Here is a 17,196-nt window from a genome sequence, read left to right as displayed (position 1 = left end):
CTTCATGCAGGAACATCGTTATGACGTGGTCATCGTCGGTGCCGGCGGCGCCGGCATGCGTGCGGCCATCGAGGCCGGCCCCCGCGCCCGCACCGCAGTTCTGACCAAGCTCTACCCCACCCGCAGCCACACCGGCGCCGCCCAGGGCGGCATGTGCGCCGCCCTCGCGAACGTCGAGGAGGACAACTGGGAGTGGCACACCTTCGACACCGTCAAGGGTGGCGACTACCTGGTCGACCAGGACGCGGCGGAGATCATGGCCAAGGAGGCCATCGATGCGGTGCTGGACCTCGAGAAGATGGGGCTTCCGTTCAACCGCACGCCCGAGGGCAAGATCGACCAGCGCCGGTTCGGTGGCCACACCCGTGACCACGGCAAGGCCCCGGTGCGTCGCGCCTGCTACGCGGCCGACCGCACCGGCCACATGATCCTGCAGACGCTCTACCAGAACTGCGTCAAGCACGACGTGGAGTTCTTCAACGAGTTCTACGCGCTCGACATCGCGCTGACGGAAACCCCCGAAGGCCCCGTCGCGACCGGCGTCATCGCGTACGAGCTCGCCACCGGCGAGATTCACGTCTTCCATGCCAAGTCGATCGTGTTCGCGACCGGAGGCTCGGGCCGCATGTACAAGACGACGTCCAACGCGCACACCCTCACCGGTGACGGCATGGGCATCATCTTCCGCAAGGGCCTGCCGCTCGAGGACATGGAGTTCCACCAGTTCCATCCGACGGGACTCGCGGGCCTGGGCATCCTGATCTCCGAGGCCGTGCGCGGCGAGGGCGGCATCCTCCGCAACGCCGACGGCGAGCGCTTCATGGAGCGCTACGCCCCCACCATCAAGGACCTCGCGCCCCGCGACATCGTCGCCCGCTCGATGGTGCTCGAGGTGCTCGAGGGCCGCGGCGCCGGCCCGAACAAGGACTACGTCTACATCGACGTGACCCACCTCGGTGAGGACGTCCTCGAGGAGAAGCTCCCGGACATCACCGAGTTCGCCCGCACCTACCTCGGCGTCGACCCTGTCACCGAGCTCGTGCCGGTGTACCCGACCTGCCACTACGTGATGGGCGGCATCCCCACCAAGATCAACGGTGAGGTGCTGCGCAACAACGAGGACGAGGTCCCGGGCCTCTACGCCGCCGGCGAGTGCGCCTGCGTCTCCGTCCACGGCGCCAACCGCCTCGGCACCAACTCGCTGCTCGACATCAACGTGTTCGGCCGCCGCGCCGGCATCGCGGCCGCCGAGTACGCGAACACCCACGACCACGTGGACCTGCCGGAGGACCCGGCCCGCAACGTCGTGGAGTGGCTCGAGCGGATCCTGGGTGCCGGTGGCAAGGAGCGCGTGGCGGACATCCGCAGCGAGCTGCAGCAGTCCATGGACAACAACGCCTCGGTGTTCCGCACCGAGGAGACGCTCAGCAAGGCGCTCGAGGACATCCACGCCCTGAAGGAGCGGTACAAGAACATCACCGTCCAGGACAAGGGCAAGCGCTACAACAGCGACCTGCTCGAGGCCGTCGAGCTGGGCTTCCTGCTCGAAATGGCCGAGGTCACCGTCGCCGGTGCGCTCAACCGGAAGGAGTCGCGCGGCGGCCATGCCCGCGAGGACTACCCGACGCGCGACGACGAGAACTTCCTCAAGCACACCATGGCCTACAAGGAGGGGACGGAGCTGATCTCCCCCATCCGCCTGGACTACAAGCCGGTGGTGCAGACCCGCTACGAGCCGATGGAGCGGAAGTACTGATGACAACCCTCGAGAAGAACGAAGCCGACGTCTCGAACCTGCCTCCCGTGCCAGAGGGTGCCACCATGGTCACCCTCAAGATCGCGCGGTTCAACCCCGAGGACGGCAAGGGTCAGCACTGGGACAGCTTCCAGGTTCCGGCGCTGCCGTCGGACCGCATGCTCAACCTGCTGCTGTACGTGAAGGGCTACCTCGACGGCACCCTCACGTTCCGCCGCAGCTGCGCGCACGGCGTGTGCGGCTCGGACGCCATGCGGATCAACGGCGTCAACCGCCTGGCCTGCAAGATCCTGATGAAGGACATGCTGCCCAAGGACGGCAAGCCGGTGACCATCACCGTCGAGCCGATCCGCGGCCTGCCGGTCGAGAAGGACCTCGTCGTCGACATGGAACCCTTCTTCGACGCGTTCCGCGCGGTGAAGCCGTTCCTCATCGCCACCGGCAACGAGCCGACCCGCGAGCGGATCCAGTCGCAGGCCGACCGGGCCCGCTTCGACGACACCACCAAGTGCATCCTGTGCGCGTGCTGCACCACCTCGTGCCCGGTGTACTGGAACGACGGCAGCTACTTCGGCCCCGCCGCGATCGTCAACGCGCACCGGTTCATCTTCGACAGCCGTGACGAGGGTGCCGCCGAGCGCCTCGACATCCTCAACGACGTCGAGGGCGTGTGGCGCTGCCGCACCACCTTCAACTGCACCGACGCGTGCCCCCGTGGCATCCAGGTGACGAAGGCGATCCAGGAGGTCAAGCGCGCGCTGCTGTTCGCCCGCTGATCTGCTTCTGCTCCACGGTGAAGGTTCCCGTCACCCGGTTCCACCGGGCGACGGGGACCTTCACCCGTTTCAGGGAACCACCACGCCGCGGCCGCGGATGCTGCCCTCGCGCAGCCGCCGGTACGCCGCCGGCCCCTCGTCGAGGGTGAACGTCTCGGTGTGGATGTCCAGCCGGCCGGCGCGGGCCAGCGCGACGACCTCCATCAGTTCCGACCGGGTGCCCCAGTACGGGGTCACGACGGAGGCGCCGAACGGGATCATGAAGAACCCGACCTTGGCGTGTGCGCCGGCGTGGATGCCCACGACCGAGATGTGCCCGTCGACCGCGACCACCTGCTGCGCCGTGTCGATCGTCGACTGGGCGCCGACGAAGTCGAACACCGCCGTCGCGCCCTGACCGCCGGTCAGTTCCCGGATCGCGGCCGCCGCACCGGCGCCCGACTTCACCGCCGCGTCGGCGCCGACCTCGCGGGCGAGGGCGAGACGGTCGTCGTCGAGGTCGACGGCGATCACGCGGGCCGCGCTGACGGCGCGCAGGATCTGGATGCCGACGTGGCCGAGCCCGCCGACACCGATGACGACGGCCGTCGAGCCCGGCCCCAGCAGCGGCAGGACCCGGGAGATCGCGTGGTACGGCGTCAGACCGGCGTCGGTGAGCGGCGCCGCGGCGACCGGGTCGAGGTCTCCGATCGGGACGAGGTGGCGCGCCGAATCGACGATCATGTACTCGGCCATCGACCCGGGCGAGCCGAGACCGGGTGGCGTGATGCCCAGGTCGGCGGCGCGGGTGCAGTAGTTCTCCCGGCCGCGCGCGCAGGCGTGGCACGCACCGCAGCCCCACGGCCCGTACACGGCGACGGCGTCCCCCACCCCGAATCCCGTGACGCCCTCGCCGAGTTCGGCGACGGTGCCGACACCCTCGTGGCCGAGGGTGAGCGGCAGGCCGTAGGCGTACTGCGCCGCCGGCATGTCCATCACGAAGATGTCCGAGTGGCACAGCCCGGCCGCGGTGACCTTCAGCAGGATCTCACCCGGCCCGGGCGTCGGGGTGGGGATGTCGACAACGACCGGCTCGGAGCCGATCTCGGTGTACTGGACGGCTTTCATGCGCCCGACTCTACGGCCGGGGGTGCGTGCCCGCCCGATACTGCAGCGAATCTTCCGCTGCGCGACGCCGGCCGTTCCGGCCCCGGACGTCAGGCGACACGGACGAGCATCTTGCCGACGTTGCGCCCGCGCATCAGGTCGAGGAAGGCATCGACCGAGTTGTCGATCCCGTCGACGATCGTCTCGTCGAACACCACGTCGCCGGCGGCGAGCCACGGCCCCATCTTCGCCGCGAATTCGGGGAAGAGGTGGGTGTAGTGGCCGAGGGTGAAGCCCTGCAGGGTCAGGCCGCGGGTGATGATGTTGGCCATGTTGTCCGGCCCGGGCGTGCGCTCGGTGTTGTTGTACAGGGCGATCGCGCCGCACAGGGCGGCCCGGCCACCGTCGCGCAGGACGTCGAGCGCGGCTTCGAGGTGGTCGCCACCGACGTTGTCGAAGTACACGTCGATGCCGTCGGGTGCCGCACGGCGGAGCTGGCGCCGCACGGGCGCCGACTTGTAGTCGAACGCGTCGTCGTAGCCGTAGCGCTCGGTGAGCATCGCGACCTTGTCCGCGGATCCGGCGGAGCCGAGCACGCGGGTCGCGCCCTCGAGCCGGGCGATCTGTCCGACGGCGGTGCCCACGGCGCCCGCGGCCCCGGAGACGAAGACGGTGTCGCCCGGCTGCATGCGGGCGATGTGCATCAGGCCGACGTAGGCGGTCAGTCCCGTCAGGCCGAGGATGCCGAGGTACGCGGAGTTCGGGACGCCCGGAAGCTCGTCCACCACGCGGAAGGCCGCGGCGTCGCCCTGCGCGACGTCGCGCCAGCCGAGGTCGTGCAGCACGACCGAGTCGACCGGGTGGGCCGGCGACGTCGACTCCACGACGCGGCCGACCGCGCCGCCGGTCATGGTCTCCCCCAGCGCGAACGGCGGGATGTAGGACTTGACGTCGTTCATCCGCCCCCGCATGTAGGGATCGACCGAGACGAACTCGTTGACGACGCGGACCTGGTTGGGTCCGAGGTCGGGCAGATCGACCGTCGCGGTGCGGAAATCGTCGTGTGTCGGCCAGCCGACGGGGCGTCGGACCAGCTGGATCTGGGTACTCGAGGTCACAGGGCGTGAACCTTCCTCACGTGCCGAGCCGCCGGGAGCTGTCCCCGGGCGCCTCCGAAGTATTGAACTGACCGTTCCAATATATACTGGAACGGTCTTTGCACAACGGGGAACGGAAGGGCACATGGGACGGCCACCGGAGTTCGACACCGCAGACGTCGTGGAACGGGCACGGGATCTGTTCTGGGACAAAGGCTTCGAGGCCACCTCCGTCCCCGAGCTCGAGCGGGCGACGGGGCTGAACCGGTCGAGCCTCTACAACGCCTTCACCAGCAAGCGCGGATTGTTCGACGCCGCCGTCCGCGACTACCTCGACCGCGTGGTGCGACCCCGGCTGCGCGTCCTCACCGACGAGCCCACCGCGCCCGATGCCGCGGCACGCTACTTCCGGGCACTGGCCCGCACCGTGGCCGCCCTGCCGGACGACTCGCCGCGCCGCGGCTGCCTGCTGCTGAACAGCACCGCCGGCCTTGCGGCCCACGACGAGACGCAACGCGCGGTCGTCACCGCCTACCGCGCCGAACTGACCACCGCGTTCACGCACGCGCTGCGCGCCCTCGACCCCGCCGCCGACGACGAGGCGCTGGCCCGCCGGGTACGGGTGCTGGCGTCGCTGTCGCTGAGCACGCTGCTGCTCGCCCGCGTCGACCGCGACGAGGCGGTCGCTACCGCCGAAGCCGCGATCGCACAGCTCGACGAATGGCGCGCGAGCGCTCGCTGAGCAGGACCCCGCCGAGGGCCCCGGCACCGACGAGCGCCAGACCGCCGCGCAGGCCGGGCCCCTCGTGCACCTCCACCCGCGGCGTGATCCGAGCCAGCTCCGGCGGCGGCACGTGGGCCATGACCAGATTCTCCTTGGACGATGCCGCCCACGCCGTGGCGAACAACACCATCCGGGCGGTCAGGTTCGCGAAGACCAGCACGCCGAGGATCGGGCCGAACGCCACCCCGGCGGGGCCGCTGGTGACCCGGGAAAGGTAGATCGAGCCGACCTGCTTGAACACCTCGAACGCCACGGCGGCGAGCAGGCCGGCCCGCATCGCGCTGCGGAAGGTGACGGGCTCCCGGGGCAGCCGGGCGATCACCCAGGTGAACAGCAACCACGTCGCGCACACGGCGATGGCGATCGTCGCCACCGTCAGCGCCACCCCGATGCCGGGCACGTTCTCGAGCCGCAGCACCCCGACGAAGAGGTCCATGACGGGGCCGCTGCTGGCGGCCGACAGGGCCAGCGACGCCACGATGGCGAGGCCCAGGCCGAGGAGGGTCAGCGCGTCGTTGACCTTGGTGCGCACGAACCCGTCCTTGACATGCGGATGGTCCCACATCGCCGTGAGCGCGTCCCGCAGGTTGGTGATCCAGCCGATCCCCGCATACGCGGCGGTGAGCAGGCCCAGTGTTCCGACGGCGCTGCGGGAGGCGATCGCGGAGTCCACCAGACCCTGCACCGTCGCACCGAGTTCGCCGGGGATGTTCTGGGCGATCGCGGTCTGCAGCTGCTCGAGGGTCTCGGGCCGGCCCGCGAGCACGAAACCGGCCACCGAGAACGACAGCATCAGGATGGGAATCAGGGACAGCACACTGAAATACGTGATCCCCGCGGCGTAGTAGTCGCCCTTCTGCTCCTGGTACCGCAGGCCGGCCCGCACCAGGTGGTCGAGCGACGGATGCGCTGCTCGTTGCCGGTCGACGAATCCCGGTTTCGACGGTTCGGTGGAATCGTCGGCCATCGGTGGGCAACTCCTTCCGCGTTCCGTCGCCCCGGGCTGTGTGCGGGGCACGCCCCCGGCTACTTGCGGGGCAGGAATCCCACCCTGTCATAGACCTGCCCGAGTGTCCGGGAAGCCACCTCGCGGGCTTGGTCGGCGCCGGTCGACAGGATGCGCAGCAGTTCCGCCTCGTCGGCGAGGTACTCGTCGACCTTCGCCTGCAGCGGCACGACGAACTCGGTGAGCACCTCCGCGGTGTCGGCCTTGAGGTCGCCGTACCCCTTGCCCGCGTAGCCGGCGACGAGTTCGTCGACCGGCCGGCCGGACAGGGCGGCCTGGATGGTGAGCAGGTTGCTCACGCCGGGCTTGTTCTCGAGGTCGAAACGGATCTCGCGCTCGTTGTCCGTCACCGCCGACTTGATCTTCTTCGCCGACACCTTCGGATCGTCGAGCAGGTTGATCAGACCGGCCGGGGTGGCCGCGGACTTGCTCATCTTCGCAGTGGGGTTCTGCAGGTCGTAGATCTTGGCGGTGCCCTTGATGATCTGCGGCTCGGGAACGACGAACGTCTTGCCGAACCGGGTGTTGAACCGCTGCGCGAGATCACGGGTCAGCTCGAGGTGCTGGCGCTGGTCCTCCCCCACCGGCACGCGCTGCGGGCGGTACAGCAGGATGTCCGCCGCCATCAGCACCGGGTAGGTGAACAGGCCGACGCTGGCGTGCTCGGTCCCCTCCTTGGCGGACTTGTCCTTGAATTGCGTCATCCGGCCGGCCTCGCCGAAACCGGTGATGCAGCTCAGAACCCACGCCAGCTCGGCGTGCTCGGGCACCTGGCTCTGGACGAACAGCACCGACCGATCCGGGTCGATGCCGACGGCGAGCAGCTGAGCGGCGGCGCGGAGGGTGCGCCGGCGCAGCCCCTTCGGATCCTGCGGCACGGTGATCGCGTGCAGATCGGGGATGAAGTAGTAGGCGTCGAACTCGTCCTGCAACGGAACCCACTGTTGCAGCGCGCCGAGGAAGTTCCCGAGGTGGAACGAGTCGGAGGTCGGCTGGATACCCGACAGCACCCGGGGCCGGGCGGTCGGCGCGGTGGTGTTCTGTTCTGCAGTGCTCGCCATGGTTGTCGATACTTTCACGTGCGCGGAGAGCCGCTCGCGGGAGGTCGGCTCCGATCGGCGGATCCGCCCGGATCAGCGGAACTGCACGGTGACCGGGGCGTGGTCCGACCACCGCTCGGCATAGGTGGCGGCACGCTCGACGCGGGCCTCCTTCGCCCGCTCGGCCAGTTCCGCCGTCACGAGGTGGTAGTCGATCCGCCAGCCGGCGTCGGTGTCGAACGCCTTGCCCCGGTAGGACCACCACGAGTACGGGCCGTCGACGTCCGGGTGCAGGGCGCGCACCACGTCGACCCAGCGGCCGTCGGCGAGCAGCGTGTCGAGCCACGCGCGCTCGCTCGGCAGGAATCCGGACTTCTTGACGTTGCCCTTCCAGTTCTTGATGTCGCGTTCGGTGTGGGCGATGTTCCAGTCCCCGCACACCACCATGTGCCGGGCCGCGGCCCCGGCCTCGGCGGCGCGGTGGTTCAGGTGCGTGGCGAACGACGCCATGAACCGCTCCTTCTCCTCCTGCTTCGGGGTGCCGGCCTCGCCGGTGGGTAGGTACAGGCTGCCGACGGTCACGTCCCCGAAGTCGGCCTCGACGTACCGGCCGGAGGCCGCGAACTCGTCCTCGTCGAACCCGATGCGCGAGGCGTCGGCCGGGCGCCGCGACAGGATCGCGACCCCGGCACGGCCCTTGGCCTCCGATTCGGCGGACACCACGTACCACCCGGCGTCGAGGGCGGGCGCGATCGCCGCGTGGAACTGCTGCTCGGTGGCGCGCACCTCCTGCAGGCACACGATGTCGGCCTGCGCGGTGGCCAGCCACGCGAGCAGGCCCTTGCCGGCGGCGGCACGGACGCCGTTGACGTTGACGGTGGTGATGACGTGAGGCACGACGGTCACCGTAGCCGACGGGCCGGACCCGAAACGACGACGGGACGCCCCGGTGGGGGGCGTCCCGTCGTGTGCGGTCCGTGCGTCAGGCGCGGGCCTTCTGGAGGTTCTCGTCGAGCGCGGCGAGGAACTCCTCGGTGGTCAGCCATGCCTGCTCGGGGCCGATGAGCAGGGCGAGGTCCTTGGTCATCTGTCCCGCTTCGACGGTCTTGATGACGACGTCCTCGAGCTGCTGGGCGAAGTCGATGACCTCGGGGGTGTTGTCGAGCTTGCCGCGGTGCTCGAGGCCACGGGTCCAGGCGAAGATCGACGCGATCGGGTTGGTCGACGTCGGCTTGCCCGCCTGATGCTGCCGGAAGTGCCGGGTGACGGTTCCGTGCGCGGCCTCGGCCTCGACGGTCCTGCCGTCCGGGGTCATGAGCACGGACGTCATCAGGCCCAGCGAGCCGTAGCCCTGCGCGACGGTGTCGGACTGGACGTCGCCGTCGTAGTTCTTGCAGGCCCAGACGTAGCCACCCTCCCACTTGAGCGAGGAGGCGACCATGTCGTCGATGAGGCGGTGCTCGTAGGTCAGGCCCGCGGCGTCGAACTCGGCCTTGAACTCTTCCTCGAAGATCCGCTGGAACTCGTCCTTGAACATGCCGTCGTAGGCCTTGAGGATCGTGTTCTTGGTGGAGAGGTAGACCGGGTAGTTCTGCTGCAGACCGTAGGACAGCGAGGCCCGCGCGAAGTCCTGGATGGACTTCTTGTAGTTGTACATCCCCATGACGACGCCGCCGTCCTCGGGGATATGGCACACCTCGTGCTGGATCGGCTCGCTGCCGTCCTCCGGCGTGAAGGTGATGGTGACGGTGCCCGGGCGGTCGACCTTGAAGTCGGTGGCGCGGTACTGGTCACCGAAGGCGTGACGGCCGACGATGACCGGCTTGGTCCAGCCGGGCACCAGGCGGGGCACGTTGGAGATGATGATCGGGGCACGGAAGATGGTGCCGCCCAGGATGTTACGGATCGTGCCGTTGGGCGAGCGCCACATCTTCTTCAGGCCGAACTCCTCGACCCGGGCCTCGTCGGGAGTGATGGTGGCGCACTTGACGCCGACGCCGTGCTTCTTGATGGCGTTGGCTGCGTCGACGGTGACCTGGTCGTCGGTTGCATCGCGGTGCTCGATGCCGAGGTCGTAGTACTCGAGATTCACATCCAGGTAGGGATGGATCAGCTTGTCTTTGATGAACTGCCAGATGATGCGGGTCATCTCGTCGCCGTCGAGTTCGACGACCGTTCCTTCAACCTTGATCTTGGACATGTGCGCTTCGCGTCCTCCTAGGAAGTGTCCCTGGTCCCAAGTCGATCGCACTTTGTGGGTGCGATCGTGGTCGGCTCAATGAACCATTTATGGCGTGCTCACACGTGCGGAACACGATCCAAACAAGACGAGCGTACTGCTATCGACCCGGTCCGCCAAGCGGGCCCCGGGCTACCGGCGGGTAACTTTCGCCTGCTCAGGCGCCTCCCGCCGGCAGGTATGGGTCGCCTACCGAAGCATCCGTTCGAGCCGCTAGACTCGCGCCAGGTCATGAGTACCAGCGTGAAGCCCCGGCTTGCTGGTCGGCAACCCTCCGGCCAGGGTGGGGTGCTCCGGGTGATGACCCGGTCGTCCGGCGCCACGCCGCACGACAAGCCGGTCCGATGGAGGTATTCGTCATGAGGGTTGTGATCATGAGCTGTCGCCCCTAGCCGCCCCGACCTCCCGACCACGGCCAGAAGGACATCATGACCGACAGCGAGAACACCCGGCGCGAAGACGGCTGGAGCTTCGAGACCAAGCAGATCCACGTGGGCCAGCCCGGCGGCGGCGACACCCGCGCCCGCGCCCTGCCGATCTACCAGACCACCAGCTACACCTTCGACAGCACCGACCACGCCGCCGCCCTGTTCGGCCTCACCGAACCGGGCAACATCTACACCCGCATCATGAACCCCACCCAGGACGCGGTCGAACAACGCATCGCCGCCCTCGAAGGCGGCGCCGCCGCCCTGCTGCTGTCCTCCGGCCAGGCCGCCGAAACCTTCGCCGTGCTCAACCTCGCCGCCGCCGGCGACCACCTCGTCTCCAGCCCCTACCTCTACGGCGGCACCTACAACCTGTTCCACTACACCCTGCCCCGACTCGGCATCGAGGTCACCTTCGTCGACGACCCCGACGACCTCGACCAGTGGCGCGCCGCGATCCGCCCCACCACCCGCGCCTTCTACGGCGAAACCATCGCCAACCCCAAGAACCACCTCCTCGACCTGCCGGGCATCTCCGGGGTGGCCCACGAGCACCACCTGCCGCTGATCGTCGACAACACCGTCGCCACCCCCTACCTGATCCGCCCCCTCGAGCACGGCGCCGACATCGTCGTGCACTCGGCCACCAAATACCTCGGCGGCCACGGCACCGCCATCGCCGGCGTCCTCGTCGACGGCGGCACCTTCGACTGGACCGCCACCGGCCCCGACGGCACCGCGCGGCACCCCCAGTTCGTCACCCCCGACCCCAGCTACCACGGCGTGGTCTACGCCGACCTCGGCGCCCCCGCCTACGCCCTCAAGGCCCGCGTGCAACTGCTGCGCGACCTCGGCGCCGCGGTCTCCCCGTTCAACGCCTTCCTCATCGCCCAGGGCCTGGAAACCCTGTCGCTGCGCATGGAACGGCACGTCGCCAACGCCGCCCGCGTCGCCGAGTTCCTCACCACCCGCCCCGAGGTCACCGCGGTGTCCTACGCCGGCCTGCCCTCCTCCCCCTGGTACCGGCGCGGCCGGCAGCTCGCCCCCCGCGGCACCGGCGCCATCGTCACCTTCGAACTCGCCGGCGGCGTCGACGCCGGCAAGAAGTTCGTCGACGCACTGACCCTGCACAGCCACGTCGCCAACATCGGCGACGTCCGCTCGCTGGTCATCCACCCCGCCTCCACCACCCACTCCCAGCTCACCGCCACCGAGCAACTCGCCGCCGGCGTCACCCCCGGCCAGGTCCGCCTCGCCGTGGGCATCGAAGGCATCGACGACATCCTCGCCGACATCACCACCGGCCTCGAGGCGGTCGCGTCTTGACGGCGCGCGTCGACCGGCGCCACGTGGAGCTGCCGCCGGAGGACGGCCGTCTGGGCACGGTCGACATCGGGCCGCTGGCGCTGGAGAGCGGCGCGACCCTGCCCGACGTGACGGTGGCGGTGCAACGGTGGGGCAGGCTGTCGCCGACCCGCGACAACGTCGTCCTCGTCGAACACGCCCTCACCGGGGACTCGCACGTGACCGGCCCCGCCGGGCCCGAGCACCCGTCGCCGGGCTGGTGGTCCGGGATGGTCGGTCCCGGTGCGCCGATCGACACCGACCGGTGGTGCGTCGTGGCGACGAACGTGCTGGGCGGCTGCCGCGGCACCACCGGGCCCGGTTCGACCGCCCCGGACGGCAAGGCGTGGGGCTCCCGGTTCCCCGGCATCACGGTGCGCGACCAGGTCGCCGCCGAGGTCGCCCTCGCCGACGCGCTCGGCATCGACAGGTTCGCCGCCGTGACCGGAGGGTCCATGGGCGGCATGCGGACGCTCGAATGGATCGTCGGATATCCGGAACGGGTGCGGGCGGCCCTGGTCCTGGCGGTGGGCGCCCGCGCCACCGCCGACCAGATCGGCACCCAGACCACGCAGATCGCCGCAATCACCGCCGACCCGGACTGGCAAGGCGGGGACTACTACGGAACCGGACGGGTGCCGCGGGCCGGACTGGGCATCGCACGGCGGATCGCGCACCTGACGTACCGGACCGAGGGCGAGCTCGACACCCGCTTCGCCAACTCCCCCCAGGGGAGTGAAAACCCTTGGAACGGTGGCCGATACGCGGTGCAGAGCTACCTGGAGCACCAGGCCGACAAGCTCGTCGCCCGCTTCGATCCCGGTACCTACGTGGCGCTCACCCAGGCGATGAACCGGCACGACGTCGGGCACGGCCGGGGCGGCGTGGCCGCCGCGCTCGGATCCACCCCGGTGCCGACGATCGTCGCCGGCGTGGACTCCGACCGCCTGTACCCGCTGCGGCTGCAGCAGGAGATCGCCGACGGGCTGCCCGGCTGCGACGGGCTGCGTGTCCTCGAGTCCCGGGACGGTCACGACGGCTTCCTCACCGAGGCCGACGCCGTCGCCAAGCTCCTGTCCGAGCTCGTCACCCTCGCGCGGGGCTGAGAAGCGCGTGCCGCCGGGCCGCCGAGGCCCGGCGGTTCAGCCGGTGCCGAGAGGATCGATCGAGACCGCCAGGGCGATGATGAGACCGCCTACCACGAGGAGCGCGGACACGTCGAAGGTCCGGCTGCGCACGGCGAGCACGCCGACCAGGTCCTCGGGCACCCACAGGCGCAGCAGGCCGGCGAGCAGGGTGGCGCTGCCGAAGACGAACGCACCGCGGCGCCACCGATCCGCCACGACGAGGATCACCGCCGCGGCGATGACGACCGTCACCGCCAGCAGCGGCAGATTCCGCCGGGCCAGACGCACCCAGCGCTCCGCGCCGGCCAGTTGCACCACCGGGTCAGCGGCCGGCGAGCTGTTCGGCTCGCTCGACCACGTTCGCCAGCAGGAACGCACGGGTCAGGGGGCCGACGCCGCCGGGATTGGGCGAGAGGAACCCGGCGACCTCGCGGACGTCGTCGGCGACGTCGCCGCGCAGGCCCTCCGGCGTCCGGCTCACACCCACGTCCAGGACCGCCGCACCCGGCTTGACCATGTCGGCGGTGATCAGTCCCGGCACACCGGCGGCGGCGACGACGATGTCCGCGCGCCGCACCTCCGCGGCGAGATTTTTCGTGCCGGTGTGGCAGAGGGTCACGGTGGCGTTCTCGCTGCGCCGGGTGAGCAGCAGCCCGATCGGCCGGCCGACGGTGACGCCGCGGCCCACGACGGCCACGTGGGCACCCGCGATCGGGACCTCGTAGCGGCGCAGCAGGTGCACGATGCCGCGCGGGGTGCACGGCAGCGCCGCCTCCTTGCCGAGGACGAGGCGCCCGAGGTTGATCGGGTGCAGCCCGTCGGCGTCCTTGTCAGGGTCGATCCGCTCGAGCGCGGCGTTCTCGTCGAGGTGCTTCGGGAGCGGCAGCTGCACGATGTAGCCGGTGCAGGCGGGGTCGGCGTTCAGCTCGTCGATGACCGCCTCGAGCTCCTCCTGCGTCGTGGCGGCGGGCAGGTCGCGGCGGATGGAGGTGATGCCGACCTTGGCGCAGTCGTTGTGCTTGCCGCGCACATACGCCGCGGATCCCGGGTCGTCGCCGACGAGAACGGTGCCGAGGCCGGGGGTGATGCCCTTCGCCTTCAGCGCGGCCACGCGGGCCTTCAGGTCCTCGAAAATCTCGTCGCGGGTCGCTTTGCCGTCCAGGATCGTCGCAGTCACGACCGCCATTGTCTCAGGTCGTCCAGCCGGGGCGGAGACAGCCTCACCACAGCCGGTCCCGCCCCGGGCCGGGCACGCCGCGTCGGCGACTCGGCCGGACGGCCGCGCACGACGGTCCGACCCGGGAGCGGCTGCCGGCGAACGACCCGGAGACACCGACTGGCAAGCTGGATCGGTGTTCCGAGTGATGTTCCACGAGCCGTGTATCCCGCCCAACACAGGCAATGCGATCCGCATGGTCGCCGGGACCGGATGCGAGCTGCATCTGGTGGAGCCGCTCGGATTCGATCTCTCCGAACCCAAGTTGCGGCGCGCCGGCCTGGACTACCACGATCTGGCGTCGGTGTCCGTGCACAAGAACCTCGAGGCCGCCTGGGCCGCGCTGCGGCCGGAGCGGGTATACGCGTTCACCGCGCACGCGAGCGTGTCGTACGCCGCGCTCGAGTACCGGCCCGGTGACGTGTTCCTCTTCGGGCCGGAACCGACCGGACTGTCCGACGAGGTGCTCGCCGACCCGCACGTCACCGCCACGGTGCGGATTCCGATGCTGCCGGGCCGGCGCTCGCTGAACCTGTCGAACGCGGCGGCGGTGGTCACGTACGAGGCGTGGCGCCAGCACGGCTTCGCGGGCGCGGTCTGAGCCGGTCCGGCAGCGAACCCATCCACTCCGGTGGCCGCTCCGAATGCCCACCGACGCCGCGTGCGGAGCCTCGTCGTGGGGAAACGCCGCAACTGTGGGAACGTGGAACGGGGAGGTGAGACGTCGTGACTCTAGTCGTGCTGGTCGACCGCGACGGTCGGGAAGTCGGGACGGCCGAGAAGGTGGCGGCGCACCGCCCCCCGGCCCCGCTGCATCGCGCATTCTCGGCATTCCTGCTCGATGCCGACGACAACGTGCTGCTGCAGCGCAGAAGCCTGGACAAGTACCACTTCGCCGGCCTGTGGGCCAACAGCTGCTGCGGACATCCGCTGCCGGGCGAGAGCGTGCTCGACGCCGCGGCCCGGCGCAGCTGGGACGAACTGGGCGTGCGCCCGTCGGACCTGCAGGAGGTGGCCTCGGTCGTCTACTCCGCCCACGATCCGGACTCGTCGCTGATGGAGCACGAGTTCGACCACGTGGTCGTCGGACGCGTCACCACGGCTCCTCGTCCCGTTCCGAGCGAAGTGGCCGAGGTGCGGTTCCAGTCCCTGGCCGAGGTGGTACGCGAGGTGGAACAGACCCCGCAGGTGTTCGCGCCCTGGATGCCGCATGTCCTCGGCGCGGTGCTGCCGGCGCTGACCCGATAGGCCGTCAGCCGGCGGGCACGTCCGTGGCGGTGGCCCGCATCCGGGCCACACCGGCCCGGATGCGGGCCCGGACCGTCGCGACGGGCAGATCGAGGCGCTCGGCGATCTGCCCGCAGGTCATTCCCTCGTAGTAGGCGAGATACAGCGGCTCACCGTGCCCGCACCCGGGCGGCGTCGCCTCGGCCGCGGCCGGGACCCCGGCGTGCGGCCGGCCGGCCCGTGAGCGGATCCGGTCGGCGGCCCGGCGGTGCGCGAGCGCCGACAGCCAGGCCAGGGGGGACCCGACCTGTGGGGCATAGCGGTCGGCCGTGTGCCACACCTGCTCGAACACATCGCGGGTGACGTCCTCGGCGTCGGTGCCGCCGCGCACGACTCGGAGGACGATGCCGTGCACCTGTGCGACGGTGAGGTCGTAGAGCGCCGCGAAGGCGGCACGGTCCTTTCCCGCGACCCGGACCAGGAGGGGCCGGAGGCGGTCGTCCCCGACCGGGCCGGACCCCTCGGTCCCCGCGTCCGGCGCGCGCTTCGGGGGCGTCGGCGAGCCCGTCGTCGCAGTCATACGAACGACTGTAGACATCGCACCCTCCCGTCGCCGGGTTCGTTTTTCCTTGCGTTGCAGGAAGATCGGACTTCGTATCAATTCGTTATACATCGTTACACTTCCGTGATCTTCCTGCGTCGGGCTCGACACCGGCGACGGGGATGCTCGGGACTCGCACCGCTCCGGTACACCCGGCGACACGCTCGCCGACCGGCTGTCGGGCGAACGACTCGGAGAACAGAGATGACGGCACCACGGATCCCCCACCGCCCGAAGGGCCCCTCGGCGCTGCTCGACGGCCCGCACGCAGGCATGATCCTCGCCGGCGGCGTCACGGTCGTGGGTGCGCTCGCCGCCGTGGCGGTGGCCGGCTCCGCGCTGCTGGCCGTCGCCCTCACGGCCATCGTCGCAGGTGCGGTGGCGGTCGTCGCCGCCGCGATCTGACGGCGACGAGGTGGAAACGCTCGACGCCGTCGAAGTACCGATCCGGCGCCTCGACGACGGACTGCTCGCGGCATCACTGGTACGCGCGTCCGGGCCGTCCCCCCGCCGCCGGCCGCCCCACCGCGCGGTTCCGGCCGCCGACGTCTCCGTACTCGTCCCCGTCCACCTCGGACCGGACTCCGGCGCGCGCGACGCCCTCGGCCACGCCGTGCGCGCGGCCGCCGAATCCCGCCGCGCCGGGCGGCTCGTGGCGGTCGACGAGGTGGGGGCCGATCCGCGGGCCTCGGCGCTGCTCGCGCTGCTCGAACCGGAGATCGTGATCCTCGCGTCCGGGATGCTGACGCGGCGGGCGGACAGCGACGTCGCGCCCACTCTCCATGCCGTGGCCGCGCACGTCGAACGTACGGGCGCCGTCCTGGTGGCCGACGGGGTCGACTCACTCCGGCACCGGCGGCGGGCACTCGAACTCGGGGCCACCCACGGCCTCGGCCGGCTGTATCCGCCGGCGCTGCGAGCCGAGCCCGCCGAGCGTTTCCCGCCGAGCCCGACGTGGAGCACACCCGACGTGGAGACGCCGACCCCCTACGCCACCGTGGCGTCCGGCCGCGTCCCGGTGCGCAGCACCGAGCATCTGCTGGCCCGGATGACCGCCACCCTGGAAGCTCACGCCGCCACCGCCGGTCCGGACACCCTGGTGCTCGGCACGTTCCGGCACCTCGACCACTTCTGCGCCTCCACCCGATCCCGCTGGTCGGGCATGGCCGGGGGCGTCGCCCACGCCGGCGCCTATGCAGTGGGAATGAAGGCCGGTGTGGAGTCCGGCGTCGTCCACACGCCCCTCGACCCGGCGGACCCGCTGGCCGAGGAGTGGAACGTCGTGGTCCTCGGGGCCCACTTCGCGGGCGTGCTCTCCGCGGTGAGCACCCACCATCGGCATCCCGCCGGGGACCGTGAGTTCGACTACGTCGTGTCCTACGACCGTCCGACCGTGGTGCGCTGCGCCCGCTCGATCCTGCGACGCGGCCCCTCCCCCGCCGCTCGGCGCGGGACCGGGTGACCGCCTC

General features: G+C 70.5%; 18 protein-coding genes and 1 riboswitch. Of the genes, 9 read left to right on the top strand and 9 right to left on the bottom strand.

The genetic code is table 11. The features are described 5' to 3' along the window. Positions 1–4 precede the first annotated feature (4 nt). Both sdhA and OCS65_RS11065 read left to right on the top strand, forming a co-directional pair. The gene (gene sdhA, locus OCS65_RS11070; RefSeq protein WP_006939688.1) at positions 5–1,756 is read left to right on the top strand and encodes a succinate dehydrogenase flavoprotein subunit; all 1,752 of its coding nucleotides are present in this window, start codon (positions 5–7) and stop codon (positions 1,754–1,756) included. Beyond that, entirely contained in the window at positions 1,756–2,532 is a 777-nt protein-coding gene (locus OCS65_RS11065; protein ID WP_003935736.1) for a succinate dehydrogenase iron-sulfur subunit, read from the top strand. The genes sdhA and OCS65_RS11065 overlap by 1 nt, the downstream gene beginning before the upstream one ends. A gap of 69 nt (positions 2,533–2,601) precedes the next feature. Here the strand turns inward: OCS65_RS11065 and OCS65_RS11060 are convergent, their stop codons facing one another. Beyond that, a complete protein-coding gene (locus OCS65_RS11060; RefSeq protein ID WP_065922367.1) occupies positions 2,602–3,639 on the bottom strand; it encodes an NAD(P)-dependent alcohol dehydrogenase in 1,038 nt (345 codons plus the stop codon). Between the two features lie 89 nt (positions 3,640–3,728). Continuing rightward, entirely contained in the window at positions 3,729–4,736 is a 1,008-nt protein-coding gene (locus tag OCS65_RS11055) for an NADP-dependent oxidoreductase (protein WP_006939692.1), read from the bottom strand. Between the two features lie 124 nt (positions 4,737–4,860). Between OCS65_RS11055 and OCS65_RS11050 the strand changes: the two genes are divergently transcribed. After that, on the top strand, positions 4,861–5,457 hold the full coding sequence (locus OCS65_RS11050) for a TetR/AcrR family transcriptional regulator (RefSeq protein WP_029544730.1): 597 nt from the start codon (positions 4,861–4,863) through the stop codon (positions 5,455–5,457). Here OCS65_RS11050 and yhjD read toward each other — a convergent pair. The 4 genes from yhjD to OCS65_RS11030 all read right to left on the bottom strand — a co-directional run bounded on the left by yhjD (position 5,402) and on the right by OCS65_RS11030 (position 9,745). Further along, positions 5,402–6,466, bottom strand: coding sequence for an inner membrane protein YhjD (gene yhjD, locus OCS65_RS11045; RefSeq protein ID WP_043801408.1), 1,065 nt, complete (start codon positions 6,464–6,466; stop codon positions 5,402–5,404). The two genes, OCS65_RS11050 and yhjD, sit on opposite strands and share 56 nt — an antisense overlap. 59 nt (positions 6,467–6,525) lie before the next feature. Then, complete coding sequence (gene trpS / locus OCS65_RS11040; RefSeq protein WP_006939694.1) at positions 6,526–7,566, bottom strand: tryptophan--tRNA ligase; 1,041 nt, start codon at positions 7,564–7,566, stop codon at positions 6,526–6,528. A gap of 72 nt (positions 7,567–7,638) precedes the next feature. Next, entirely contained in the window at positions 7,639–8,442 is an 804-nt protein-coding gene (locus OCS65_RS11035) for an exodeoxyribonuclease III (protein WP_029544732.1), read from the bottom strand. An 85-nt stretch (positions 8,443–8,527) separates the two neighbouring features. Continuing rightward, complete coding sequence (locus OCS65_RS11030; protein ID WP_006939696.1) at positions 8,528–9,745, bottom strand: NADP-dependent isocitrate dehydrogenase; 1,218 nt, start codon at positions 9,743–9,745, stop codon at positions 8,528–8,530. Between the two features lie 266 nt (positions 9,746–10,011). After that, positions 10,012–10,127: riboswitch (SAM riboswitch) on the top strand. A gap of 85 nt (positions 10,128–10,212) precedes the next feature. On the opposite strand from OCS65_RS11030, the gene OCS65_RS11025 reads away from it, so the two are divergent. Then, complete coding sequence (locus OCS65_RS11025; RefSeq protein ID WP_029544734.1) at positions 10,213–11,538, top strand: bifunctional o-acetylhomoserine/o-acetylserine sulfhydrylase; 1,326 nt, start codon at positions 10,213–10,215, stop codon at positions 11,536–11,538. Continuing rightward, complete coding sequence (metX, locus tag OCS65_RS11020) at positions 11,535–12,662, top strand: homoserine O-acetyltransferase MetX (protein WP_029544736.1); 1,128 nt, start codon at positions 11,535–11,537, stop codon at positions 12,660–12,662. Before OCS65_RS11025 ends, metX begins: the two co-directional genes overlap by 4 nt. A 36-nt stretch (positions 12,663–12,698) precedes the next feature. Here the strand turns inward: metX and OCS65_RS11015 are convergent, their stop codons facing one another. Both OCS65_RS11015 and OCS65_RS11010 read right to left on the bottom strand, forming a co-directional pair. Continuing rightward, positions 12,699–13,001 (bottom strand): DUF3017 domain-containing protein, encoded by a 303-nt coding sequence (locus tag OCS65_RS11015; RefSeq protein WP_029544738.1) that lies wholly within the window; start codon positions 12,999–13,001, stop codon positions 12,699–12,701. Positions 13,002–13,005: 4 nt separating this feature from the next. Next, entirely contained in the window at positions 13,006–13,860 is an 855-nt protein-coding gene (locus tag OCS65_RS11010) for a bifunctional methylenetetrahydrofolate dehydrogenase/methenyltetrahydrofolate cyclohydrolase (RefSeq protein WP_198163403.1), read from the bottom strand. 175 nt (positions 13,861–14,035) lie between these two features. Between OCS65_RS11010 and OCS65_RS11005 the strand changes: the two genes are divergently transcribed. After that, entirely contained in the window at positions 14,036–14,500 is a 465-nt protein-coding gene (locus OCS65_RS11005; protein ID WP_050035501.1) for a tRNA (cytidine(34)-2'-O)-methyltransferase, read from the top strand. A 125-nt stretch (positions 14,501–14,625) separates the two neighbouring features. Then, positions 14,626–15,147, top strand: a complete 522-nt coding sequence (gene idi / locus OCS65_RS11000) for an isopentenyl-diphosphate Delta-isomerase (protein ID WP_044476485.1) — start codon at positions 14,626–14,628, stop codon at positions 15,145–15,147. 4 nt (positions 15,148–15,151) lie between these two features. On the opposite strand, the gene OCS65_RS10995 is transcribed toward idi, so the two are convergent. Continuing rightward, entirely contained in the window at positions 15,152–15,706 is a 555-nt protein-coding gene (locus OCS65_RS10995; protein WP_084648607.1) for a sigma factor, read from the bottom strand. A gap of 225 nt (positions 15,707–15,931) precedes the next feature. Between OCS65_RS10995 and OCS65_RS10990 the strand changes: the two genes are divergently transcribed. Continuing rightward, complete coding sequence (locus OCS65_RS10990; protein ID WP_029544747.1) at positions 15,932–16,132, top strand: hypothetical protein; 201 nt, start codon at positions 15,932–15,934, stop codon at positions 16,130–16,132. Positions 16,133–16,142: 10 nt separating this feature from the next. Continuing rightward, entirely contained in the window at positions 16,143–17,189 is a 1,047-nt protein-coding gene (locus OCS65_RS10985; RefSeq protein WP_065922365.1) for a DICT sensory domain-containing protein, read from the top strand. Positions 17,190–17,196: the final 7 nt, after the last annotated feature.

The sequence above is a fragment of the Rhodococcus aetherivorans genome (assembly GCF_025722975.1).
Lineage (GTDB): Bacteria > Actinomycetota > Actinomycetes > Mycobacteriales > Mycobacteriaceae > Rhodococcus > Rhodococcus aetherivorans.
Note: the sequence above shows the minus strand (reverse complement) of the source record. Positions and strands in the feature narration are given on the sequence as shown.